Below are 24048 nucleotides of genomic sequence, written 5' to 3' on the forward strand. Positions count from 1 at the left end.
TGCCAATTATTTTATGGTGAAATTTATTGGAACATCAAAATAAACAGCTACGTTTTTACCTGCTTGTTTTCCAGGTTTCCATTTTGGCATTTTTTTAATGACACGAACCGCCTCTTCGTCGCAGCCTCCACCTATACCTTTTGTGACTTTTACCTTTAGAATAGAGCCATCACTATGGACTACGAAGTTAACCATGACTACCCCTTGTATGTTATTTTTTAGTGCCTTGACAGGATATTTTATATTCTTTTGCAAGAACGCCATTAATGCATTATCTCCACCCGGGAACTCAGGCATCTGCTCTGCAAATACATATGGTTCTTCGGATTTATCTGAGCTACTTTCTTGGCTATAGCAGGATAAAGATATCAATAAGAGGAAGGCAATCAAGTTGATATTTTTTTTCATAAATTGTTTTTCCAAAGATATAAAAAAACCCGAAGAATTTCTTCGGGTTTTTAACAAATTACTATTTTTAATTACTCTATTTTGAAGTTAACCGGTACGTCAAAGTAAACCGGAACAGGCTGACCTCCTTGTTTACCAGGCTTCCAGCGAGGCATGTTACGCACGACTCTTGCGGCTTCTTCATCGCAGCCGCCTTTGATACCTTTGGTTACATTTACTTTACTGATGCTACCATCAGCATTGACTACGAAATTAACCATAACGACACCTTCTATTTCATTCTCCAAAGCAAATGCAGGATATTTGATATTTCTCTGAAGGTAGGCCATGAGGGCATCGTCGCCTCCAGGGAACTCAGGCATTTGTTCTGCAAAAACCAAAGGTTCGTCCACTTTTGGAGCTTCTACTCCCTTACCAGCATCATCTCCAGCATCGAGGTCGTCTAGTTCTTGTCCTACTACTGTAGCAGTAGATATCTCAGCCTTGGATTCTTTTACTTCTTCCACTGTTTTAATTTCCTCATCCGGTGGTGCTACTTCTACAATCTTCGGTGGGACAAACTGAATAGTTGCTTTCACTGGCGGCGGTGGCGGTGGCGGCGGCGGTGGTGGAGTTTTCTCATTGAGTGGCGGTGGAGCTTTAAGCTCTGTAACCTTGCGTATTGGAGCCTTGGTCTCAAAAACTATTTTATCTTTCAATTTCTCATAAACAACATAGCCTACAATGATACCTAGGACAAGGAATAGAAAAATAACTAAGGATCTTTTGAGATGCTGAGGATAACTCTTCCGCAGGTCATACGCACCATATGATTTATTTTTACCTCTGAATAAGAGGTCGTCTAGTGAGCCCTTCAAGGCTATTACTTGATCTATATTCATCTTATTCTTATTTATTTTTGAACTGCTTTTTTCATAGAATTCTCAACTAAAATCTTTTCTGGATCTGAAATCGGTAGAATGGCATAAAATTTTATATCATTGATATGCATTTCATCCAAGATATCTACCATATTGCCATATACAGATGAGTCTACAGCTTTTATCAATACCATGGTTTTATTGTTCTTTTTGGAATCCATTCCCATTCCTCCAGGTAAGGCAGCGACTGCTTTTTTCTTATCCATAATTACCTTACGTATGCCTTTTTCTTTATCAAAGGAAGTAGCTACAATAGCATTAGGATCCGCTGCTGCTTTTTCTGGACTACCAAAGTAGTATAGAATAACATTTTTAGGCGCTAATAAAACGGTCATAACCACATCATCATCTACTTTAGGAGGGTTAGGTGGAATATTTTTTGTATCAGGCAAGGCTATTTCCATTGCCTTAGGTTTAGCTAGGGTGGTCGTCAAGATAAAGAAGGTGATGAGTAGAAATGCTAAGTCTACCATCGGTGTCAAATCTAAACGGGGAGAGGGTTTACTACCTCGGCCTTTTTTCCCACCCCCGCCCTGGGGGTTTTCTGCTACATCAGCCATATCTTTTTACTTTTTCAGTTTAATTTACTACATTAATTAATCTCTTGCTCCTTGTGTAGTCAACAAGCTAAAGCGACTTACTCCCTGATTTTCAAGAGTATTCATGACTTGTTTGATGACTGCGTATGGCGACTTGGTGTCGGCTTTTATCACTACGGTAGCTTTCTGATTGGCAGCACGTGCTTGGTAAATCCACCATCGCAGTTCATTCGCATCAGAATTTTCTACATCCGCAGGAATTCCTTTTGTATTCTTAATCATCTCTAGTTTGGCTGCTGCATCTGCAGATAAAAATGTTGGTAGCTCTTTCGCAGAAACTGGTATCACACCTCCATTAATGAAATTTTTCTTTTGATCTTCTGTATTAATATTCGTAAGACCAAATTGTGATTTCAAATTATCTAACCAAATAGCTCTAGAATCATTGACATTATCCATTCCTACAAATATCCGTCCTGCTTTATCTACCAAGATAGTGATTACGTTCACATCTGGCACTGGCATTTCTACTATCGAAGAAGGGGTCATGACCTCTACAGGTTCTACAGGCTTAGCCTTAGCAGTCAAGATAAAGAAAGTCAAAAGAAGAAAAGATACATCACACATCGCCGTCATATCGACGAATACGGAGCCTTTTTTTACTTGAATTTTTGGCATCTTTTAAAATTTTCTTTTTGAATAATCTAGTTTTTAAGATTAATTTCTAGACGCAAATGTTTGAGAAATCAAGAATTGAGCTTCATCCATCTTATAGGTCATCCCATCAATCTTGGAATTAAAGAAATTATAAAAAGTAATAGCGAAGAAGGAAGTAGATATACCTAAAGCCGTATTGATAAGGGCTTCTGAGATACCTACAGCGAGTGCAGTCTGGTCTGGAGCACCTGCAGCACCTAGAGCCGCGAAAGACTTAATCATACCCAATACCGTACCAATCAATGCCGCTAGAGTAGCTATGGTAGCAATCGTAGATAGAATGGTCATATTTTTACTCAACATAGGAACCTCCAAAGCGGTAGTCTCCTCCATTGACTTCTGGATAGATAGCACTTTATGTTCTGTATCCATACCAGATTTTTTAGACATTTCTTCATAGGCATCTACTCCAGAAAGCGTTACGTTAGCTATTGTTCCTTTTTGAACATCGCATAATCTTCTCGCTTCTTCGATATCATTGCTCTCTAGTGACTGAACAATCTTTTTTAAGAAACCATCTACATCTTTACCACCAGCTGCTTTGCCTAGAGACAACCAACGCTCAATAGTAAATACGAAAGTAGAGATAAATAGTGTGAATAACACTGGTACTACGAAACCGCCCATGTAAACCATACCCATATAGTCGCCTGGTTTAGCATGACCATGCTCATCAAAGTGACTTGATGCTCCGAATACAAATTTGTAAAGGGCAACTGCTGTTAAGAAAATAAGTCCAAATACTATTGCATTTGAAACTGGAATTACGCTTCCCGGATTTTTTTGTGTACTCATTGTTTGTTGATTTTAAATTTAATTTATGATTTTTATTTGGTTAATTTCTATTAGTTATCTAACACAAAGATATATTTTTTATTTTAACGAATATAAAAAGAATAATGCCTTAACATTTAGTTAATATTCGAACAATTTCAAGCTAAAAAATATTTGTAAATCCCTTGTAAAATAAGCTCGGGAAGTATTCCTAAGATGACGATAGTGACAGTGAGAATAGTCATCGTGATAGCAAGTAAAATATTCTTAATTGCAACATTTTCTTGAGTTTTTTCATAAAAAAATATACGATTCAGAAGTCTAAGGTAATAGCCAATGGCCACTGCACTGGATAATAAAGCGAGTGCAAACATCCAACCATTGATTTGATATATACCGGTTAAAACGCGGTACTTGGCTATAAATCCACCTGTAAATGGGATACCTGCCATGGATAATACCCCTATGGCTAAAGTGACAGCTAAAATAGGGCTGTGCTTGCTCAATCCATTGAGATGATCTAGGAAGACTGTATTTCCATTTTCAATATGATCTATTACGGAAAAAACTATAAGGCTTGATGTGGTATAAGTTAATAAATAAAAAACGAAAAGAGACATATCCTGAAGAGCAATACTAAGCACAATTCCTGTCAGAACAAATGCTATATGAGAAATACTAGAATAGGCAAGCATTCGTTTTACATTATTTTGGACCAAACCTAATATGGCTCCAAGTATGAAAGAGACGCAAATAATAGGCATGAGGAATTTGAAATAAATCTCAAACTGATTTCGGAAATAACCTACTAATAGGTAATACATCGTGATAGAAGAACCTATCTTCACTACTGTAGTCATAAAAGTGGTGACTACAGTGGGTGAGCCATCATATACATCTGGAGACCAAAAATGAAATGGAGCTAAAGCCATTTTAAACAAAATAGATGCTATAATGAAAATATAACCGATATGAAAATATGCGGGTAATTGACCACCGCTAATATTTTGAGCAGTAACAATATCATTCATGATAAAACTACCTGTAGTCCCATAGACTAAGGCTATGCCGAAAAGTAGAAAAGCACTTGCAAAGGAGCCTAAAATGAAATATTTCAAACCTGCTTCTAAGGAAGTAGCTTGATTTCTCTTGCTTGCAGCCAATACATAGAGCGGAATGGACATGATTTCTATTCCTAAGAATAGGGTCAGTAAATTTGCTTGACCCAGAAGCAGGATGACACCACAGGTGCTAAATAACATCAAGGAATACACTGCAGACCAGTCATATTCTTTTTCATAGCTTCTTTGCAATACAAAAATTACTAGAAGTAATATGAGAACTATGACTGACATAATACGTGTCAATGGGAACATGGTGAAAAATGCCGGGAAATCAAGACCCAATCCCAATCGAAGATGTAGAGCTAATAGTGCGGTTAGAATACCAGTTATACCTAAATATTTTGGAAGGGATTTATGAGGGAAAAAACTCGTGAACATAGTGACGAGTCCTGTGATGAAAAGAATCAGAATAGTTAACATACGTCGTTCTTAATTATTTTTTAACTCTAACAAATTAGTCATATACTGCGAACTATTGGCAGTGAGGTCTAAAACGGCTTGAGGATATATTCCTAAAACTATTACTAATAGTGCAATAAATCCTAAGGCAATTAAATCAGTTTTTGATACGGGTTTGAAGTCCGAAACGGATTCTGAAACCTCTCCCATAAATGCTCTCTGAAACATCCTAAGCATATAGGTAGCTCCCAGAATAACCGTAACCCCAGCCAATGCCCCCAAAATAGGATTATAAAAGAAAACAGACATTAGAAGTAAAAACTCTCCAGGAAAGCCATTTGTTAATGGTACTGCTATACTACCAAGAATTATAATAAAGGCCAAAGTGCTGAATATAGGTGCCTTCGAAGATATTCCCCCTAATTCAGTAAGGTAGCGCGTTCCAGTGCTTCGTTCTATAATGTCTATGATATAGAAAATCCCTACTATATTGATTCCATGAACCAGCATCTGAATTCCACTTCCTTGAAATCCTAAAAATTTAAAGGTGAAAATACCTGCCACAATTAATCCAACGTGTGATAATGACGAGAATGCTGCTATAAGTTTTAAATCATTTCTTCTCAAGGCTAATATAGCGCCATATAAGGTACCAACAATAGCTAAAACAAGAATGAGTTTTTGCATTAAAGGTAGAACCTCTTCCTGAAAAGGAATCAACCATCTTAGCAGACCAAACAAGCCCATTTTTAACATGATGCCAGATAAGAGTATCGTGCCTTCCGCAGGCGCCTTTCTGTAGGTATTGGCTTGCCATGAATGTAATGGGAATATTGGAATTTTGACTCCAAATCCAATAACTAGAAAAATTGTGTATAATATCTGGGTGTTTCCTGTAAGTGAGGTCTTTGCCATTTCTGTAATCTCGAAACTACCAGATTTGGTTTCTACTGCGAATAGAATGAAGGCAGCCAATATAAAAAGGCTTCCCACAAAGGTGTATACAAAAAAGCGAATAAACGTCTTGCTTAAATCCTTGCCATTACCCCATTTATATACGATATAATATATTGGTAGAAGGGCTAGCTCCCAAAAAAAGTAAAATAAAATGGCATTTAAACTAGCAAAAACGCCCACTAAAGCAAACTGCATTAAAAATGTACAACCATAAAATGAACTGGAATAGGATTTATTCCATGCCATAATATTGGCGTAAAGAACGACAAAATTAGTTAATACAAACATTAAAACCCCTAAACTATCTAAGCCTATGTGAAGACTACCTCCAGTACCTACTAGAAACGCTTCATGGAAGTAGGTAAAATTGTAATGATTCATGGGGTTGTACTGGGTGAGCACATATATTGAAAATAAGAAAAAAGCCCCAGAAAATGCTAAGCTAAACTCTCGTACTAATTTTTTTGGCAGAAAGAAAGCTGTCAGAGCTACTAGAAGCGGTAATAATAAAATTAGATGCACAGTGCTAGAATTAAATATTTAAAATATAAATAGTATGGAAGTTAATATGATTATAACCGCAACGGCTATATATATGAGATAAAATTCTATGTTTCCGCTCTGAACGATACGCAGAAGCTGACCTGCGCCATAGAATAATCTAGAACTTCCAAAAACTATCGGTTGAATTAAGAAATGCTCAACAATATAGAAACAGAAATCAGATAGATATTCGATAGGTTTCACTATGATATTATGGTAGAGCTCATCAATATAGAATTTATGCTCACCCCATAGTGAAAATCCAATACGCGGTTTTACTAATTCTTCACTTGTTTGTTTCTTGAATTTTAAATAAGCAAAACTACCTAGAATGAAGACCAATGCAGTAGCAATGGCCATAAGCATAATTTCTGCAATATGACTCAAGTGACTTGTATGGGGAGGAATTGCCTTCAATGAGTTAATATGTGATAACCAATGAGCCATTTTTTGACTGATGCCTGCACCGAGTAAATGAGGAAGATTCAATAAACCTCCGAGAACGGAGAGTATTGCCAAAACGATTAATGGTAAGGTCATGGTAAGAGGACTCTCATGTAAATGTGATTCCTGTTCAGAGCTACCTCTAAATTTACCCATAAACGTTAGTGTATAGACCCGAACCATATAAATAATAGTTATAGCTGCACTAGCTAAGGCAAATCCCCAAACTATAGGTGAATGATGATATAATTTCTCTAAAATTTCATCTTTGGAGAAGAATCCAGAAGTACCGATAAATCCAATAATCGCTAGGGTGCCTATAGCGAATGTCCAATGAGTAAGTTTTATCTTATTTTTTAAACCTCCCATACTTAAAATATTTTGCTCACCACTCATAGCGTGAATGACCGATCCCGCACCTAAAAATAATAACGCTTTAAAGAAAGCATGCGTAGTCAAATGAAACATGGCTGAGGTATATGCACCCACACCTAGTGCGACGAACATTAAACCTAGCTGAGAAACTGTGGAGTAGGCCAATACTTTTTTAATATCATTCTGAAATAGACCAATCAATGCTCCTAAAATAGAAGTGGCCATACCTATGATAAGAATAAAGTTAAGGGTAAATGGAGCGAGTTCAAAAAGAGCTGCATTGCGAACGACTAAATAAATACCCGCTGTCACCATGGTGGCAGCATGTATGAGTGCAGAAACAGGAGTCGGTCCTGCCATGGCATCAGGAAGCCAAGTATATAATGGTAGCTGAGCACTTTTACCCATAGCACCTATAAAAAGACAAAGTGTAATAGCAGTATAGATATATGGTTGATAGAGTCCCAATTGCCCAGATGCTTTTAAGACTAAATCTTCGGCTGCTATAGAATTGATCTCATTGAAATTAATAGTGCCAAATGTTTGTATACACAGGAATATACCTAAAAGTAGCCCTAAGTCTCCAATTCTATTCATGATAAAGGCTTTACGCGCTGCATGACCATACTCTATATTTTTATACCAAAATCCTATAAGCAGATAGGAGCATAAACCAACTCCTTCCCAGCCTATAAAGAGCATAATGAAATTCCCACCCAATACCAGCATGAGCATAGAGAATATAAAGAGGTTTAAGTAAGCAAAAAAGCGACCTATTCCCTTGTCATGCGACATATAACCTATGGAATACAAATGGATTAAGGAACCAATTCCTGTAATTATAAGCATCATCCAAGTACTCAATTCGTCTACCCAGAGAGAAAATCCGATATGCAAAGTAGAAATATGCATCCAAGAAAAAAATGGAACCTCGTATGCCCCTGTATTCATAACTTTTTGAAACATCAGTATAGAGCATACAAAGGAAACAAAAACTGCCAAAGTTCCTACTATTCCAGAATTTTTACCTAATTTTTTGCCTAGAATTAGATTCAATAGGAAACCTACAATAGGCGATAACAATAATATTTTAGCAACAATCACTTTTAATCGTTTTAATTTATCCTTTTAAATTGTCTAAGAAACTACTATCAATAGTTTTGAATTTTCTGTATATCAAAACAATCAATGCCAATCCGACAGAAACTTCTGCAGCAGCTACTAGCATTGAGAAAAATACAAATATCTGCCCATTCATGTTTCCAAACATTTTAGAAAATACTACCAAAAGTAGATTCGATGCATTGAGCATCAGCTCTATACACATTAAAAGTATGATAACATTTCTACGAACCAATACGCCTAGGAGTCCTATGCAAAAAAGCGCTGATCCTAACCATAAATAATTTTCAAATCCAATCAAATTCATTTTTTATCATTTTTTCTTGCCACGAATTCACGAATTTTTTAATTAGTTCAACCGTAGCGACGAGTATTTGTAAATTTATTATATTTTTAAATCAAAATATCATCACATCGTCTCTCCCGATAGCTATCGGGACACATCAACTTCTATTTTTAAAATTATTCAATTTTCAAATTAATACATTATCACATCAACTTTTCTCTCTACTTCCTAAAAACACAGCACCCACCATTGCGGCTATAAATAGAATAGAGGCTATCTCAAATGGGAATACATAATCAGTAAAAAGCATCTTACCCAATGGTTTTACATAACCAAAGTCGGGGGGAAGCATGTTTCCTGGTACACTATTCGTAGTAGGTTTTATTGGAGTATCTCCCATATTTCTAAAATAAAGGACAGCCATACTTATAAAACCTCCAGCAGCCACTATAGTAGCTAGGGACTTCCATAACAAGGATTTATTCGGCTCGTTATTTGCATTCATATTCATAAGCATGAGCACGAATAGGAATAGTACCATAATAGCACCAGCATAGACTATAATATTAATGACAGCTATAAACTGAGCATGCAATAAAACATAATGCCCCGTTAAGCTAAACATAGTCAAAATTAAAAAGATGACACTATAAATTGGGTTCCTAGCTATGACCACCATCAAGGCACAAATAAGTGTAATGGCAGATAGGGCTATAAATGCGAAATTGTTTAAATCCATAAATTAAGATTGTATTCCTTCGAAAACTTGGTTGTGCTTATGTTTGGGATCTTTTTTAAACTCAAGGACTTCTGGTGTTTGTCGCTTACTTATATCTACAGGCTTATCTATGGGTTCTACTAATATATCTTTTCCGTAAATAAAATCTTTGCGCATAAACTCAGCATCGACTATTCGATCAGTTAAGAAAATAGCCTCTTTCGGGCAGGCTTCTTCGCATAAACCACAATAGATACATCGAAGCATATTGATCTCATAAGTTGCGGCATATTTTTCTTCTCTATAGAGATGTTTTTCATTTGGTTTTCTCTCAGCAGCCTCCATAGTGATAGCTTCCGCAGGACAAGCTAAAGCGCATAAACCACATGCGGTGCATCGCTCTGCACCCTTCTCGTCTCTTTTTAATACATGTTGTCCTCTGTATATGGTGGAGAATTCTCTTTTTTCTTCTGGATATCGAACAGTAGCAGGTTTTCGTAATAGGTGACTAATAGTGGTGGCCATACCTTTAAAGATAGCAGGGAGATAGAGGCTCTCCATGAAACTCATCTTCGTTTCTGTGACTACTTTTTTCCTTTTTGAAAGGTTAAATAACTGCTCGTCCATGTTTCAAACTTGAAAGTGCAAGTTTAACGAATAAATGATAATTTGGAATTAATAATTTCTATAAAAAATTGACTTTAACATAAAGAATTGTGGCTTTGAGATTCTAGTCATTTGTTTTCTGTGAGGATTTTTTATCTTTGCTTTGAAATTCAAGACTTTGAAAGTATTTTTTAGCCTTATTCTTACGTTTTTATTTAGCTTCAGTATGCTGGGTCAAAAGACTTTTGCTAGTAGGGTAGGTAATTATCAGTGGGTTTATTCTAAAACAATATGGGCAGAGATTGCTGGCAGATATAGTTATTCTTTTGATACCATGCCTTTTCAATTTAATGGTAAAGAATATTTTTCATTTGGTGAGCCCAATATTAAGGTTGCAGATTCAGGAACAAAAGTATATGGGTTAAAAGGGACAAATGAATACTTACTTATGGACTATTCATTAAACATTGGAGATACATTAAGAACAATTATTGGCTCTAATACATTTCAATTGCAGTTTAGAAAAAAATCAAAAATAAAAATAGAAGGAGATAGTTTGTGGTCAATTGAACTCAAGTCAGTCGCCTACCCAACAAATGTACCACCATTAGTTTGGATTGAAAGCATTGGTTGTCCTAATGGATATCATCCTTTGAATTGGCCTTCTATTATGGGAATGTCAGATATTGGTTATCAGCTTAATTGTGTATTGCATGCTGATACGAGTATTTTAAAACAAATTGGTAAAAACTGCGCCTTAGAAAATGCCTTAATAAATCCCAACAAGAAATGGTACACTTGGGCTTCCAATGACAATGGAGATTTAAAGTTTTCTGTACCTTATTATTTTACAAGTCGTGATACATTAATAAACGGTAAAAAGTATCAAACTATGAATCAACCCATGCGTTTCGTAAGATATGATACTATTGCCGGAAAGTATTATATTCTTTCTAATAAATTAGGAGAGGAAATAATGGTTTACAATGCAAAAGCGAAAGTGGGTGATACTATGTTCTCTACGTCCATTTCAGCTGATACGGTTACTAAAATTAGTTATGGATGGCTCCAAAACGAATATCGAAAAATCTATACTACAACTAAAGATGTTTTTTTATCAGGGATAGGTAGTCAAAATCGTGTGATGTGGGACCAACATCTGGTAACTTTCCCAGAGTATCAGGCAGGAAATATTTGTTATGGTGAATTTGCTTCTATAAAGTATCACTTTCCTTACTATTTTCAAAATAAAGAGCAATGTGATATCACTTCTAGCATATATAATGCCTCTAAAAAAACACTTAGTTTTTTCCCTAACCCAGTGCAATCCACTTTAAATTTAAGTTCCGCTGACAAACAAGGCTTTAAGATAAGAAACTCACTTGGGACAATCGTATTAGAAGGTGTATGTGAGGGAAAAATATATGTAGAGACTCTCCCACAAGGGATTTATTTTTTGGAATTATTGGATAAAAGTGGAAGCGAGTTTTATAAGTTTCAAAAATAGCTGACTCAAAATTCATATTCAATAAATATTGATATCTTAATTAGGGTCTGCTGAAAAACTCAGAAGTGCGCCAAATACGAGCCATCAAGCCGAAGCTGTATAGTCATACTGCGAGGTGAATACCGTAAGCGTATTAGTAATAGTCCAATGTCGCATGGCTCATTGTACTAAACAAATACTGCTACGGCATTTACCATAGCAAGGTATTAAAATGGGTTGGACCATTTTAATACCGCTATTGGCAGAAGATGGCGAAGTAGTTGGTGTGCTTCTGTGTAGCCTAAAATTCTTGTCGGTAAATGCAAGATATTTGGGCGTGAACTCCAGTAAACTTGTTTTTACAATTTGCATATTCAGGGGGAAAAGTTTTTGCAATCTTATGGCTATCAATTGTTTTGGCGTTTTTCAGTAGACCCTAATTAGCAAAACTAATAGGAGATAGATTTGAAGATCAACTAAGCCATTTTCAAGTTAAGAACTTTTTGGGTTTATTCTTCCTCATATTGGCATTCTTTTTCTTTGAATTGTCTACATAAATGAACAATTTTAAGAAGTTTGTCATTTATATGGAAACTTGATTTTCTATTTAGCTAAGTTGTAGTTTAATTTCGCATTGAACTTAAATTATTAAATCATGAAAAAACTTTTATTTCTTTGCCTAGTTGCAGGCACTCTAAATGCACAAACTTCGAACTCCTTAAAAGGCGTTTCCATGGGATCTAGCAATAAGGGAGAAATGGGATTAGCCAAGAAAAATCTACTTCTAAGTGGAGCTTTAGGATTCATCTCAAACGAAAATGCTGGCGTTACAACTAATTCATTTTCTTTTTCACCTGCTGCTATCTATATGTTAAAGGATAATATCGGTGTAGGAGGCAGACTCACAGTAGATGGTGGAAGCGGTAGAGATGCTGTATTTGGATTTGGAGTTGACGGGATGTATGTATTTACACCGAGAAAACAATTCTCATTAGCCTTAAATGGGGACGTTTCCTTTAAATTCCCTACAGGTATGACCCAAATTTCTGTTGGTGTTTCTCCAGGAATCAACTATTTTGTTCACTCCAATTGGGCGCTTATGGCGAGATTAGGTCGTGTAGGATTTGATATCACAAGTGTATCTGGAGCAGGTTCTTCTGTAGGAATGAATCTCGGCGTAGATTTCAGAACTATTGGATTTGGAGTAGCATATGTTATAAAGTAATTCTTTTATTTTATCACTTTTACTAAAGCTGCCTAAGGGCAGCTTTTTTTATATGTACTAATGACATATAATACCTGATTTATAATTTATAATCCATAAACAATGGTATCAAAAACCAGCAAAATAAAGATATTAAGATTATAGAAACCACGTTGAGAATAAAACCAGCATAAACCATTTGTCTTAGTTTTATATAACCACTGGAGAATACAATCGCATTGGGAGGAGTACCCATGGGCAGCATGCTTGCACAGCTAGCGGCCATGGTCATTGGAACACCTAGCATGAGCGGATTGATGTCCATAGCGCTCGCTAAGCTCGATACTACTGGTGCAAAAATTATAACTTGAGCCACATTGCTCGTCAGTTCACTAATAAAAATGGATATAGTAGTGATGATGAGTATCATCATAAAACCCTTGATTTGATAACTCGCCAACCAATTACCTAAAAGCTGAACGAGTTGTGCCTCTTCTAAGCCTTTACCCAGAGCTATTCCACCGCCAAAAAGCAATAAAATGCCCCAAGCCATTTTTTTTGAATCTTCCCAAATAAGAAGATTTTCTGAGCCGGATTGATTTTCGGTAGTCTTCATTCCGGCTGGGATAGCAAATAAAGCTATAGTGGAAATCAAAGCTATCATCGTATCATCCAATTGAAAAAATGGATTGAGCTTATTAATTACTCCTCTTGTAATCCAAAGTGTAGAAGTAAAGATAAATACAATAAGAACGCGTTTTTCAGCATTAGAAAATTTACCTAAATCTTTATATTGCTGATTTATGATAGCTTTAGTTTCTGAGCTGGACTTTATATGATTAGGATATAACCATTTTGCAAGAATCCAATAGAGGGTTATCATAAGAGCAATAGACAAAGGCGTGCAGACCATCATCCAGTCTATAAAGTCTATCTGATGATGATACTGAGTATAAATGTGACCTACATAGGAAATATTGGGCGGCGTGCCTACTATGGTGGCTATGCCTCCCATGTTAGAGGCAAAAGCAATAACAAGCATAAGTACAAGAGAAAAATTATCCAAATTTCCATTACCGGAATAATTTTTTTTCATGACATGAATGATAGACAACGCTATGGGTAACATCATGATGGTGGTAGCCGTATTGCTCAGCCACATACTCAATAGTCCTGTAGCTAGAATAAAGCCAATAATAATCCGATTGCCGCTAGTTCCTGTTAGTTTTACAATACTTAAAGCAATTCTGCGGTGAAGGTTCCATTTCTCTATGGCTAATCCGAGCATAAAGCCACCTAGAAATAGAAAGATAATAGGGCTCGCGTAGGAATAAGCAGCTTTATCAATACTCATAATCTTTAAGAGTGGAAATAAAATCAGTGGAACTAAACCTACCACTGGCATAGGAAGTGCTTCCGACACCCACCAGCTAATCATCAGGATAGCTACAAATAATGTTTTGTTTGCTAACTCGGAAACATTCAATGGGTTAATAGCATAAAAAAGGACGGCAAGGAATAGGCCTATAAATATTTTAATGAATGAAGACTTTAGTATTACTGATTTTGCCATGACTGTTAAGTTTATTTTACCTCCTTTTGGATATAATTCTCAAACCATCCCAAATATTCATACATTTTAAATGATAAGAAATAGGGTAAATTTAGTAGTTTGAATTCTTTTCCTTTAGGTGTTGTAACAGTATCTATCGATAATTTGCCTCCATAGACGCGCACGGCCATGGTATGAGGTGCTAAATCCATATACATTAGTAGCGATTTTAGTTTGCCTATTTTCCCAGATTTCACTTCTACAGGTATCAATTTTCCATTAAAATTAAGCAAATAATCTATCTCGGCATCAGAACCTTTTTTATCTCTAACCCAGAAATGCAAAGGCTCTAGGGACTCATACTGGGTTGATTTAATTTCCTGCCCTACCAATAATTCTATCATAGCACCTTGGTAAACACCGCTGAGCTCTTTTTTACTCAATATTTCTAATTGTAATCCTACGAAATGATTTAATAAGCCAATATCTAAGATATGTAGTTTAGGAGATTTTTTATAATCAGGCAGGAGAGGTAAGGTATGATGTGTCGTAGGATAAGCGAGATTGAGTATCATCGCTTTTTCTAAGGTGCGAAGCGATTCGCCCATATCCTTAGACTTATAGTTGGAGTTGGCAAAATTCTCAAATTTTATCCTCGAACCAGCTACAGAAAACATAGATTTGATAACAAATCGGAGATATTGACCTTGAGCCGAAGAAATCGCATATTTCTCCACATCATCTAAATAGGAATTGATGATAGACTGAAAATAGCGTTGGAGTGATTTTAGATCTATGCTGAGCGCGTATTGCTTGACGATCTCTGGCATGCCGCCTATGAGTGCGAAAGTATGAAACAAATCAAACAATCTATCTGTTGCATAATCGGGCAAGGGTATCGTATTTATGATCTCCAGAGCAGCCGTCTCTTGATTAGCATGAAGAAATTCTTCAAAATTGGCAGGACGAAGTACATAATACTCTACACGACCTACAGGAAATTGGTATTGATGGTCAAATAAACTCTCGAGCATAGACCCAGCAGCTATTACACAAAGTTCAGGTAGTTCTTCATAGAAATAGCGCAGCAAATTCATAACCTTGGGGCGCTCCTGAATTTCATCTATAAAGAGGAGGGTATCTGCTAATTTTTGAGTTGATTTGTTATGAGCGAAAAATATGCGCTGCGTCAGTTCATTGATATCTTTATAATCCTCAAAATGTGCCACATCTTTCGGTTTTTCAAGATTGAGGTAGATATATTGACCAAAACTCGCACCAAACTCATTTACAGCCGTCGTTTTACCTACTTGGCGAGCCCCTCTCAGTATGAGGGGTTTTCGGCTATTATAGTGTCGCCATTCTTGAAGTTTTGGCTGTATTTTTCTATAAAATTCCATTTTACTTATAAAGCGCTGAAATTAAAGCACAATTATAAATAAAAAAACACAGAGTAGGGGTAATTTATTTAAAAATATGACACAAAGTAGGGGTAAAAAAATAAAAAATGGAACACAAAGTAGGGGGTAAATTAATGCGCCCTCGCAAACAAGACTCTATGATTTGTTTCTTTGCCACTATATATGCATTTTCCATCAGTTTGCTCGAAATCGTAAGGAATGCAGCGAATTGTAGCCTTGGTTTCCTCCTTGATTTTTTCTTCGGTCTCCGCAGTGCCATCCCAGTGGGCCAGCACGAAACCACCTTCTTCTATCTTTTTCTTAAAGTCGGCATAGTCCACAGATTCACGGGTATTGGTATTGCGATATTCTTTAGCTCTATTGAAGATATTGGCTTGAATATCGTCTAACAATTTTTCTACATGCTCTACTAAATTATCTTGCGAGATAGATTCTTTGGTCAAATTATCTCGGCGTGCTACCTCAGCTACATTTTCTTCGAGGTCTCTTGGTCCGAATACAATTCGCACTGGTATTCCTTTGAGCTCATGCTCAGCAAATTTGAAGCCAGGACGTTTAGTTAAGTCTTTATCAATTAAGCAACGAATTCCTTTGGCCTTGAATTGTGCTACATATTCATTACATTTATCAAGCAAGACTTGATTTTGTTCTGGCTTTTTTTCGTGTAGAAATGGCACAAATACGACCTGATGCGGAGCTACTTTTGGCGGCATCACGATACCATTATCATCGGAATGTGTCATCAACAAAGCTCCTATCAATCGTGTAGAAACACCCCATGAGGTAGCCCATACATATTCGTCTCTACCCTCTGTGGTTTGGTATTTGACATCAAAAGCCTTAGCAAAATTTTGACCAAGGAAATGAGAAGTACCCGCCTGTAATGCTCTGCCATCTTGCATCAAGGCTTCAATACACAAGGTGTCATCCGCACCTGCGAAGCGCTCACTCTCTGTTTTCTTCCCTTGATAAACTGGAATAGCTAAATATTTTTCGGCAAATTCAGCATAAACTCCAAGCATTTTCTCGGTTTCTTCGATAGCTTCTTCTTTCGTGGCATGAGCGGTGTGTCCTTCTTGCCATAGAAATTCTGCAGTACGGAGAAAAAGTTTAGTTCTCATTTCCCATCGCACGACATTCGCCCATTGATTGATAAGCAATGGTAAATCACGATAAGATTCGATCCATTTTCTATAGGTATTCCAGATAACGGCTTCTGAAGTAGGACGCACGACAAGTTCTTCTTCCAACTTGGCTTCTGGATCTACTATGAGCTTGCCTTTATTATCAGGATCATTTTTCAAGCGATAGTGCGTCACCACGGCACATTCTTTGGCGAAGCCTTCGGCGTTTTTTTCTTCGGCTTCAAACAAACTCTTAGGAACGAATAGTGGGAAGTAGGCATTCACGTGACCGGTGTCCTTAATCATTTTATCTAGGGCATCGCGCATATTTTCCCAAAGGGCATAGCCATAGGGCTTGATGACCATGCAGCCTCGCACATCGCTGTAATCGGCCAATCCACCTTTTAATACCAAGTCATTATACCACTGACTAATATCCTCACTTCTCTTCGTTAAAAAATCGCTCATTGTAATTTAAATAAAGTGACAAAGATAAGAAAATAGTATTTTTGATATTTAATAGAGTTGTAAATGTCTATCGTTGATTTGTCCTTAGGGCATAAGTCTTTTCAGTGGCTAGATGTCACGACCCCAAAAGAAAATGAGCTATTAGAGCTGGGTGAGCGCTTTGGTATTCACCCCTACTCAATTAAAGATTGTCTAGAGCCTGACCATTTGCCCAAAATTGAAAGTCAAGATGGTTATCAATTTATTATTTCACGCTTACTTATCGAAAATCATCATCACACCAAAGTACATACTATACAGCAAGCGACATCTAAGTTGGCTATATTTTACAATGAAAATTTTATTATCACCATACATCGCCTACCACTCGATTTTATCGAAGAAGTGAAAATGAAGTTTTATGATAATGCGAAATGTCATTCTCCAAATGAATTGGTGGTAAGACTCTTATGGTATGTTCTTAAAACCTATGATAAGCCCTCTATGAAATTGGCCGAGGAAATAGATAGCTATGAAGAGCAAGTATTTCTCAAAACACTATCACCTATGGTGATGAAAAATTTATATTTTCTAAAACGCCGAACGCATATTGCACATAAACTACTTCAAATGACTGGGACTGTGGTAAATGGTATCTCATCAAAAGATAAAGTTTCGCTTAACGACCTCAAAGATACGCAAATACATTTACAGTCTGTCTATGCTCAAAGTCTCGAGGATGCTAATAATCTCATGCATTTTTACATGTCTATCTCATCGCAGCGTACAAATGAGGTTATGAGAATCTTGACTGTATTTTCTGCCTTCTTTTTACCCTTGACATTTATCGTAGGCGTCTATGGTATGAATTTTAAATTTATGCCAGAGCTGGATTATGTGCATGGTTATAAGATTGTGTGGTTATTTATGATTTTGATTACAATTATAATTTTTCAATGGTTTTGGAGGAAGAAATGGTTATAACTTAGTGAAAAGTAGAAAGTGAAAAGTTTAAAGTTAAAGCAGAGATCTTATATGTATTTAAATAATTGGAAATGAAAAAGATATTTATCAATATAAAGCTGTTTATTCTATTTTTATTTATGAACATAAAGATAAATGCGCAGCAATTTAGTATTCTTACTTGCAGCCGAGGCGACGAGATATACAGCACATTTGGTCATTCAGCCATCCGCTATCAAGATAGTCTGCAGGGGATTGACTGGGTATATAATTATGGTTTATTCGATTTTCATGACCCTAATTTTATTCCGAAGTTTTGTTTGGGGAAATTGGATTATATGGTAGGTAAGGAATCTATGAACGATTTCATGGCTCAATATGTCTATCAGCAGCGTGAGGTCAAGGAGCAAATCCTAAATTTAACCTCTGCTCAAAGAGATAGTTTATTGCAATTTCTAGAATGGAATATTCGTGAAGAGAATAAATATTATCGATATGATTTTTTATTCAATAATTGTGCCACGAAGATTATAGAAGTCTTGGAGAAAAACTGTATAGGGGTGGAGATGAAATTTTATGAGGAAGAGGATAAAAAATCATTTCGGCAGCATATTCATGCGAATGCCCGAAACTCTGTACCATGGATAGATTGGGGAATGGACGTGGCACTAGGTCTGCCAGTAGATAGAAGAGCAAGTGCAAGAGAATATTGTTTTTTGCCAGAATTTGTAGCCAAGTCCATAGCATTGTCTAAGACACAGGGAGCTAGCTTAGTGTCTAGTGAGTCTGTCTTAATACCAGAAACACCTAGTGTTTCTTCTAGCTGGTCTTGGCTATGGTCACCCAATGCCTTTGCAATTATTCTCCTATTATGCGTTCTAGTTTTGAAATGGTGGCAACCTGCATGGTCGCATAGTTTTTATGGCATTTTATTTTTTATCCTAGGTATTGGAGGTTTGGTCATAGGTTTTGAATGGTTTTTTACTGAACATTCAGTGACAAAAAATAATTTGAATTTACTGTGGCTGAATCCACTATTTGTGTTCTACGGGTATGCACTCATGGCTAAGAAGGAATGGCTATGGTTTAAACGTATCGTCCAACTCTGCTTTGGATTGGCTCTTTTAGCTATATTTTTTAAAGTTCAAGATATACACGCTGCAAGTAGAACTCTTATTATTGCTGCTTTTATCATTACAAGTGTGCATTTTCATTATAAGTTGAAGAGGGATTGATAATAGAAGCACATCATTAGGTTCAGCTCCATGGCTATAATTTACATACAATAATTTTCATAAAAAATTAAACAATCATGAAAATAGAAAAAACTAATCCCTGGCATGGCGTGAGCAGAGGCAATTTAGGCTCTTATTTAGTGAATGGTCTTATCGAGATACCAAAGGGTAGCCGAGCTAAGTATGAGGTTGATAAAGAAAGTGGATTGCTGCGATTAGATCGCGTTATCTATTCTTCGATGTATTATCCAGCAAACTATGGCTTTATTCCTCAAAGTTATTGTGGAGATCGTGATCCACTAGATATTTTGATATTGACTTCAGAAGTTATAGTTCCTTTATGCATAGTTCCTGCGAAGGTGATAGGTGTTATGCGAATGATAGATAGCGGGGACACTGATGATAAAATCATAGCTGTATGTGCTGGAGATCCTAGTGTGAATCATATTCAAGATATATCCGAACTTCCAGAACACAGTCTTTTAGAATTGAGAAATTTTTTTGAGGAATATAAAAAACTAGAGAAGAAACATGTTGTTGTGGCGGATTTTTTGAATCGTGAAGCTGCTATGCAAATTGTAGAGGAAAGTTTTGTGGCATATGACAAGCTTGTAAATTCCAACAATATCATTTGAAAATTTAAACGAATTTTAAGTTGTCGAATACAAAGTAATCCTTATCTTAGCTAAAAAAAATTATATGGTTCGAATATTTCTCGTTTTATTTACTACTTTATTGACCTTAACATCTAAGGGTCAAACTGCCAATGATATCATAGAAATGAACCTGAAAGCAAGAGGTGGAAAGGACAAGATAACTAGCCTCAAAACGATGAAAATGGAGTGTATCTCGAATCGGCAAGGTATGGAATTTCCGCTTACACTTACTTTTGCACACAATACGGGTTTTCGCATGGATATGCAGATCATGGGGATGGATTGTTTTATGCTGATCAATACCAAAGCTGCTTACAGTTATTTCCCGATGCGAGGTCAGTCCAAGCCTGAGGCTATGCCAGAAGAGGCTCATAAGGGAATGTTAAGTAGATTGGATATTCAGGGTGACTTTATCGATTATGAAAAGAAAGGATTTACTTATACCGTATTGCCTGAAGATAAGGTGGACGAAAAGGAATGCTATGTCTTGCTCTGCAAAAAACCTGATGGTAAGGAAAAGACTATTTACATTGAAAAAGATTCCAAACTGGTTGTAAAAGAAATTAGCAAGACTGAAGTAGAAGGTGAAGAGAAAGAATTTGTCTCTACATTTTCGGATTATAAGCTTGTAGATGGCTTTATGCTACCTATGGCTATGTCTAGTGCTATGCAAGGTGATCTAAAAATTACCAAATACATAATTAATGCTGAAATCAAACCAGAGTTGTTTGAATTGAAGAACTAAGAGCCCTTTGAAAACTCTCTTTGGTTTAGTGCGATTATTAACTTTTCAGTTAGCAATCTGCCAGTTTTTTCGTTTACTTTTCATTTTACTATCTCCCGCTCGGTTTGATTTCACCTTGATTATTGGCAGTATGTGGACAGGGCTAGCTTTTGATTTGGGAGTTAGCTTGCTTGTTGTCTTTTTAGTTTTATTCATTCAGTTAATAGTATCTAGGTTGACTCAGAATGCTCAAAATAAAGTCTTGACAGTCGCTTTATTTATACTCATACTCATTCAAGCATTAGCTTCACTGGGGGATATTATACTTTATAAATATTGGGATAGTATTTTTAGCATTCGTGCTTATCCTTATCTCAAAAACATAGGGGAAATGCTGAAAAATGTATCGTGGATTAATGGCTTGTTTGCAATCTTTTTTCTTGCTTTGACCTCATTTATTTTTCACTATAGTTTGAAATATTTGGATTTCAAGAAAGTAGGAAGTTCCCCATGGTATGGACGTGTATTCATTTTATTGATTTTAATGCCAATTAGTTTTCTAGTTCTTCGAGGTGGCTTTCGAGAAATACCTCGCAATCAAAGCGATGCTTTTTTCTGTGATCATAGAACCTACAATATGGCTGCTATCAATAGTACTTGGAATTTTTTCAATGTATTGGTTGAAAATCAAAAGTTCTTAGAAACTAATCCATACCGCAAATTGTCAGAAGATATAGTATTGCATAGAATTCACGAAATTCAAACTTTAGGGCAATCAAAAGATGTCAAATTATTCAATTTTCAAGGTAATCCTAACATCGTGCTGATAACGTTGGAAGGCGTAAGCGCTGAGGTTTTGAAACTTCATAATAGGGATAGTTCATATATGCCTTTTCTAGAGTCCTTGATAGATTCTTCTTACTATTTTGCAAATGCATACGCTGTGGGTTCACGCACGGAGCAAGGCCTTGGAGCACTTTTATCTGGAAGTCTAGCTACTCCATATAATAGTTTGACAGATAATGTGAGTGCGTTATCAGATTTGCCAAGTATAGTGTCAACTATGAAGGATAGAAAATATGATACGCGTTTTGTCTTCGGCGGTAATGTGGAATTCGCCAACATGCTTGCTTATCTAACCGAAATCGGTTTTGATACAATTATTGATATTCTGAATTTCTCTAAAGAAAAACAATTGCAGAGTTTAGGTGTACCAGATGAATATTTATTTCAAGAATTGATAGTACAATATAGAAAAATGAAATCTCCTTTTTTTCTGCATACATTGACATTGAGCACGCATGAGCCATTTGATATACCCAAGTTAAAGATATACTCGTCTGAACGAAAAATGTATTTGCAGAGTGTAACCTATCTCGACAAACAACTGCAAAATTTCTTTACTGCGGTTCGTCAAGATAAAAAATTTAAGAATACGCTATTTGTTATCATTTCTGACCATTCGCATAAAATGCCTAATGACTGTGATATTGCGAGTAAGGAAAGGTATCATATTCCTTTATTGTTTTACTCTCATGGCTTAAATTCAAGCTTTCGTGGGTATAAGGATAGTTTGTTATTCGCACAGCAAAACCTACCCGCTACGCTATCATATCTTTTGAACTGGAAAGAAAAAAACTATCTAAAGTTTTCTAGAAATCATTTTTCAGATATGAATAGATATAGTATTAGTGCTTTTGTCAATGGATATCTTTATCAGACCGATACTTCTGCTATTTCTTATGATTATGTATGGCGACCTTATGATACGACCAATCAAGACTTAGTCATGCAACATAGTTATCCCCAAGCGATATTGCAGTATTTAGCGGATCAAATTCGCGGTGTCCGATCTATTAAGGAAAAATAAATTTCTTTTAGTTTTATTGCTACATCTTCAGCTTGAAAATTTGCTATTCTTTGTTGTGCCAATTCTGTAAAATTATGTTTGATTAATGTTGGCACAACTAAAAGCTTCTCAGCCAAGTCACCCACATCATTGTCTCGGAAATAAATACCTGCCTCATCTGCCACCTCGCGGTGTATAGGAGTATCGCTAAGTATAATCGGCTTATTGTAAAGAAAAGATTCTAAGATAGGAATCCCAAAACCCTCACCTCTACTGGGATATGCTGAAAACAAACTATGGTCTAAGTAGTTAAATTTCTCTGTATCTGTCAACTTACTTAAAAATTGAATTCTAGTCTCACATTTCATTTTTCTCGATAAGTGAATAATTTCATTCTTACGTTTACCTCCTCCTATGAATATCAAATCGTAGGTGACCTGGTCCTTTATTTTCGCAAATGCTTTGACTAATACATCTTGATTTTTTCTACCGATAAAGGACGAGATACAAACGATATAATCTTTGTGATATGGTTTTTCTTGTTTATGTAGAATTTTATCCGAAATAGGAACAGGTATTACTTCTATTTTTTCTTCATCTATGTGATAAAAACGAATGATTTCTTGTTTTGTAACTTCGCTCACAGCTATAATTTTATCTGCTTTTCGGCAGGCATATTTAGCTTTATGATGATATATCACTCTATCTATCGATGGATAGTCCTGCGGAAAACGAAGAAATAAAAGATCATGAATCGTGACTACTGTTTTTACTTTCTTAGGAATAAAAAAAGGCAACTCACCTGCTAAGCCATGATAGACTTCTATATCATATTTCAGCAAGTCAAAATAAACAACAAACGACCTCCACAGCGCTCCTAATCTGCTAGTAATAGTAGTCAAAGAAGAATGCCATATTTTCCTTTTTGGAGTAAAGAGAACTAGATTTTCACATGGCAAGTTTTTAGCTAATTCTTCTATAACTCCTCTACTATAGACCCCTAGTCCAGAGTGATTGTTAAATGCGCGCTTAGCGTCGAGTCCTAGTTTTATTGCCACGAATTCACGAATTTTTATAATACTATTCTCTTATATACTAGACTTTTTTCTCCAAAGTTTACTAAAATAGCCAGTTTACATTGTGAAACCTTCAGATAATTTAAACATTGTGCTATATCGGCATCACATAAGTTTGAAGTAGATTTAACTTCTAAAATTATCTCATTAAAAACTACGAAGTCTGCATAAAAGTTATGCGGCAAAACTATTCCTTTATAATTTACTTCAAACTTTTTCTCTCTTTCAAAACGAATATTTTCTTTTCTAATTTCGTATTCAAGCGCATCTTTATAAACAATTTCTAGAAACCCAGCTCCAAGCTGATTATGCACTTCCATGCATAGTCCAATTATTTTATAGCTTTCTTCTTTTAGAAAAATCATCAAAAGAAATTCGT

23 protein-coding genes are annotated in these 24048 nt (G+C 36.0%); 7 read left to right on the forward strand and 16 right to left on the reverse strand.

Annotation, left to right across the window (positions count from 1 at the left end; genetic code table 11):
- Positions 1 to 6: 6 nt before the first annotated feature.
- From JNL75_06450 to JNL75_06500, 11 genes are all read right to left on the reverse strand, one after another.
- Positions 7 to 408 (reverse strand): energy transducer TonB, encoded by a 402-nt coding sequence (locus tag JNL75_06450; protein ID MBL7789460.1) that lies wholly within the window; start codon positions 406 to 408, stop codon positions 7 to 9.
- A 71-nt stretch (positions 409 to 479) separates the two neighbouring features.
- Positions 480 to 1289 (reverse strand): TonB family protein, encoded by an 810-nt coding sequence (locus JNL75_06455; GenBank protein MBL7789461.1) that lies wholly within the window; start codon positions 1287 to 1289, stop codon positions 480 to 482.
- A gap of 11 nt (positions 1290 to 1300) precedes the next feature.
- Positions 1301 to 1888, reverse strand: a complete 588-nt coding sequence (locus JNL75_06460; protein MBL7789462.1) for a biopolymer transporter ExbD — start codon at positions 1886 to 1888, stop codon at positions 1301 to 1303.
- A gap of 36 nt (positions 1889 to 1924) precedes the next feature.
- Complete coding sequence (locus tag JNL75_06465; protein ID MBL7789463.1) at positions 1925 to 2545, reverse strand: biopolymer transporter ExbD; 621 nt, start codon at positions 2543 to 2545, stop codon at positions 1925 to 1927.
- Between the two features lie 39 nt (positions 2546 to 2584).
- A complete protein-coding gene (locus JNL75_06470) occupies positions 2585 to 3379 on the reverse strand; it encodes a MotA/TolQ/ExbB proton channel family protein (GenBank protein MBL7789464.1) in 795 nt (264 codons plus the stop codon).
- Between the two features lie 137 nt (positions 3380 to 3516).
- A complete protein-coding gene (locus JNL75_06475; GenBank protein ID MBL7789465.1) occupies positions 3517 to 4902 on the reverse strand; it encodes an NADH-quinone oxidoreductase subunit N in 1386 nt (461 codons plus the stop codon).
- A 9-nt stretch (positions 4903 to 4911) separates the two neighbouring features.
- Positions 4912 to 6360, reverse strand: a complete 1449-nt coding sequence (locus JNL75_06480; protein MBL7789466.1) for an NADH-quinone oxidoreductase subunit M — start codon at positions 6358 to 6360, stop codon at positions 4912 to 4914.
- A gap of 18 nt (positions 6361 to 6378) precedes the next feature.
- Positions 6379 to 8304 carry an NADH-quinone oxidoreductase subunit L gene (gene nuoL, locus JNL75_06485; GenBank protein MBL7789467.1) on the reverse strand — a complete coding sequence of 642 codons (1926 nt, stop codon included), beginning with the start codon at positions 8302 to 8304 and terminating at the stop codon, positions 6379 to 6381.
- Between the two features lie 16 nt (positions 8305 to 8320).
- Complete coding sequence (nuoK, locus tag JNL75_06490; GenBank protein MBL7789468.1) at positions 8321 to 8629, reverse strand: NADH-quinone oxidoreductase subunit NuoK; 309 nt, start codon at positions 8627 to 8629, stop codon at positions 8321 to 8323.
- Between the two features lie 187 nt (positions 8630 to 8816).
- Positions 8817 to 9347 carry an NADH-quinone oxidoreductase subunit J gene (locus JNL75_06495; protein MBL7789469.1) on the reverse strand — a complete coding sequence of 177 codons (531 nt, stop codon included), beginning with the start codon at positions 9345 to 9347 and terminating at the stop codon, positions 8817 to 8819.
- A gap of 3 nt (positions 9348 to 9350) precedes the next feature.
- Complete coding sequence (locus tag JNL75_06500; protein ID MBL7789470.1) at positions 9351 to 9896, reverse strand: NADH-quinone oxidoreductase subunit I; 546 nt, start codon at positions 9894 to 9896, stop codon at positions 9351 to 9353.
- Between the two features lie 214 nt (positions 9897 to 10110).
- Between JNL75_06500 and JNL75_06505 the strand changes: the two genes are divergently transcribed.
- Both JNL75_06505 and JNL75_06510 read left to right on the forward strand, forming a co-directional pair.
- On the forward strand, positions 10111 to 11439 hold the full coding sequence (locus JNL75_06505; protein ID MBL7789471.1) for a T9SS type A sorting domain-containing protein: 1329 nt from the start codon (positions 10111 to 10113) through the stop codon (positions 11437 to 11439).
- A gap of 634 nt (positions 11440 to 12073) precedes the next feature.
- Positions 12074 to 12643 carry a hypothetical protein gene (locus JNL75_06510; protein MBL7789472.1) on the forward strand — a complete coding sequence of 190 codons (570 nt, stop codon included), beginning with the start codon at positions 12074 to 12076 and terminating at the stop codon, positions 12641 to 12643.
- Between the two features lie 79 nt (positions 12644 to 12722).
- Here JNL75_06510 and JNL75_06515 read toward each other — a convergent pair whose 3' ends face one another.
- The 3 genes from JNL75_06515 to JNL75_06525 all read right to left on the reverse strand — a co-directional run bounded on the left by JNL75_06515 (position 12723) and on the right by JNL75_06525 (position 17187).
- Positions 12723 to 14195, reverse strand: coding sequence for a DASS family sodium-coupled anion symporter (locus JNL75_06515; GenBank protein ID MBL7789473.1), 1473 nt, complete (start codon positions 14193 to 14195; stop codon positions 12723 to 12725).
- An 11-nt stretch (positions 14196 to 14206) separates the two neighbouring features.
- On the reverse strand, positions 14207 to 15574 hold the full coding sequence (locus JNL75_06520) for an ATP-binding protein (GenBank protein MBL7789474.1): 1368 nt from the start codon (positions 15572 to 15574) through the stop codon (positions 14207 to 14209).
- A gap of 131 nt (positions 15575 to 15705) precedes the next feature.
- Positions 15706 to 17187 (reverse strand): proline--tRNA ligase, encoded by a 1482-nt coding sequence (locus JNL75_06525; GenBank protein MBL7789475.1) that lies wholly within the window; start codon positions 17185 to 17187, stop codon positions 15706 to 15708.
- Positions 17188 to 17250: 63 nt separating this feature from the next.
- Here JNL75_06525 and JNL75_06530 point away from each other — a divergent pair, with 63 nt between their 5' ends.
- The 5 genes from JNL75_06530 (at position 17251) to JNL75_06550 (ending at position 22614) form a co-directional block, all read left to right on the forward strand.
- The gene (locus tag JNL75_06530; GenBank protein ID MBL7789476.1) at positions 17251 to 18150 is read left to right on the forward strand and encodes a hypothetical protein; all 900 of its coding nucleotides are present in this window, start codon (positions 17251 to 17253) and stop codon (positions 18148 to 18150) included.
- 71 nt (positions 18151 to 18221) lie between these two features.
- A complete protein-coding gene (locus JNL75_06535; GenBank protein MBL7789477.1) occupies positions 18222 to 19364 on the forward strand; it encodes a DUF4105 domain-containing protein in 1143 nt (380 codons plus the stop codon).
- 77 nt (positions 19365 to 19441) lie between these two features.
- On the forward strand, positions 19442 to 19999 hold the full coding sequence (locus JNL75_06540; protein MBL7789478.1) for an inorganic diphosphatase: 558 nt from the start codon (positions 19442 to 19444) through the stop codon (positions 19997 to 19999).
- A 64-nt stretch (positions 20000 to 20063) separates the two neighbouring features.
- Positions 20064 to 20765, forward strand: a complete 702-nt coding sequence (locus JNL75_06545) for a hypothetical protein (GenBank protein ID MBL7789479.1) — start codon at positions 20064 to 20066, stop codon at positions 20763 to 20765.
- Between the two features lie 7 nt (positions 20766 to 20772).
- Complete coding sequence (locus tag JNL75_06550; protein MBL7789480.1) at positions 20773 to 22614, forward strand: sulfatase-like hydrolase/transferase; 1842 nt, start codon at positions 20773 to 20775, stop codon at positions 22612 to 22614.
- On the opposite strand, the gene JNL75_06555 is transcribed toward JNL75_06550, so the two are convergent.
- Entirely contained in the window at positions 22578 to 23651 is a 1074-nt protein-coding gene (locus tag JNL75_06555) for a glycosyltransferase family 4 protein (protein ID MBL7789481.1), read from the reverse strand. The two genes, JNL75_06550 and JNL75_06555, sit on opposite strands and share 37 nt — an antisense overlap.
- 14 nt (positions 23652 to 23665) lie before the next feature.
- On the reverse strand, positions 23666 to 24034 hold the full coding sequence (locus tag JNL75_06560; GenBank protein MBL7789482.1) for a GxxExxY protein: 369 nt from the start codon (positions 24032 to 24034) through the stop codon (positions 23666 to 23668).
- Positions 24035 to 24048: the final 14 nt, after the last annotated feature.

It is taken from the genome of Chitinophagales bacterium (assembly GCA_016787225.1).
Lineage (GTDB): Bacteria > Bacteroidota > Bacteroidia > Chitinophagales > JADJOU01 > CHPMRC01.

Bases quoted from the DNA above. Each gene is read 5' to 3' on its own strand.
- JNL75_06450 (MBL7789460.1), bottom strand. From the start codon at position 408: ATGAAAAAAAATATCAACTTGATTGCCTTCCTCTTATTGATATCTTTA.
- JNL75_06455 (MBL7789461.1), bottom strand. From the start codon at position 1,289: ATGAATATAGATCAAGTAATAGCCTTGAAGGGCTCACTAGACGACCTC.
- JNL75_06460 (MBL7789462.1), bottom strand. From the start codon at position 1,888: ATGGCTGATGTAGCAGAAAACCCCCAGGGCGGGGGTGGGAAAAAAGGC.
- JNL75_06465 (MBL7789463.1), bottom strand. From the start codon at position 2,545: ATGCCAAAAATTCAAGTAAAAAAAGGCTCCGTATTCGTCGATATGACG.
- JNL75_06470 (MBL7789464.1), bottom strand. From the start codon at position 3,379: ATGAGTACACAAAAAAATCCGGGAAGCGTAATTCCAGTTTCAAATGCA.
- JNL75_06475 (MBL7789465.1), bottom strand. From the start codon at position 4,902: ATGTTAACTATTCTGATTCTTTTCATCACAGGACTCGTCACTATGTTC.
- nuoK (MBL7789468.1), bottom strand. From the start codon at position 8,629: ATGAATTTGATTGGATTTGAAAATTATTTATGGTTAGGATCAGCGCTT.
- JNL75_06495 (MBL7789469.1), bottom strand. From the start codon at position 9,347: ATGGATTTAAACAATTTCGCATTTATAGCCCTATCTGCCATTACACTT.
- JNL75_06500 (MBL7789470.1), bottom strand. From the start codon at position 9,896: ATGAGTTTCATGGAGAGCCTCTATCTCCCTGCTATCTTTAAAGGTATG.
- JNL75_06510 (MBL7789472.1), top strand. From the start codon at position 12,074: ATGAAAAAACTTTTATTTCTTTGCCTAGTTGCAGGCACTCTAAATGCA.
- JNL75_06515 (MBL7789473.1), bottom strand. From the start codon at position 14,195: ATGGCAAAATCAGTAATACTAAAGTCTTCATTCATTAAAATATTTATA.
- JNL75_06520 (MBL7789474.1), bottom strand. From the start codon at position 15,574: ATGGAATTTTATAGAAAAATACAGCCAAAACTTCAAGAATGGCGACAC.
- JNL75_06525 (MBL7789475.1), bottom strand. From the start codon at position 17,187: ATGAGCGATTTTTTAACGAAGAGAAGTGAGGATATTAGTCAGTGGTAT.
- JNL75_06530 (MBL7789476.1), top strand. From the start codon at position 17,251: ATGTCTATCGTTGATTTGTCCTTAGGGCATAAGTCTTTTCAGTGGCTA.
- JNL75_06535 (MBL7789477.1), top strand. From the start codon at position 18,222: ATGAAAAAGATATTTATCAATATAAAGCTGTTTATTCTATTTTTATTT.
- JNL75_06540 (MBL7789478.1), top strand. From the start codon at position 19,442: ATGAAAATAGAAAAAACTAATCCCTGGCATGGCGTGAGCAGAGGCAAT.
- JNL75_06545 (MBL7789479.1), top strand. From the start codon at position 20,064: ATGGTTCGAATATTTCTCGTTTTATTTACTACTTTATTGACCTTAACA.
- JNL75_06560 (MBL7789482.1), bottom strand. From the start codon at position 24,034: ATGATTTTTCTAAAAGAAGAAAGCTATAAAATAATTGGACTATGCATG.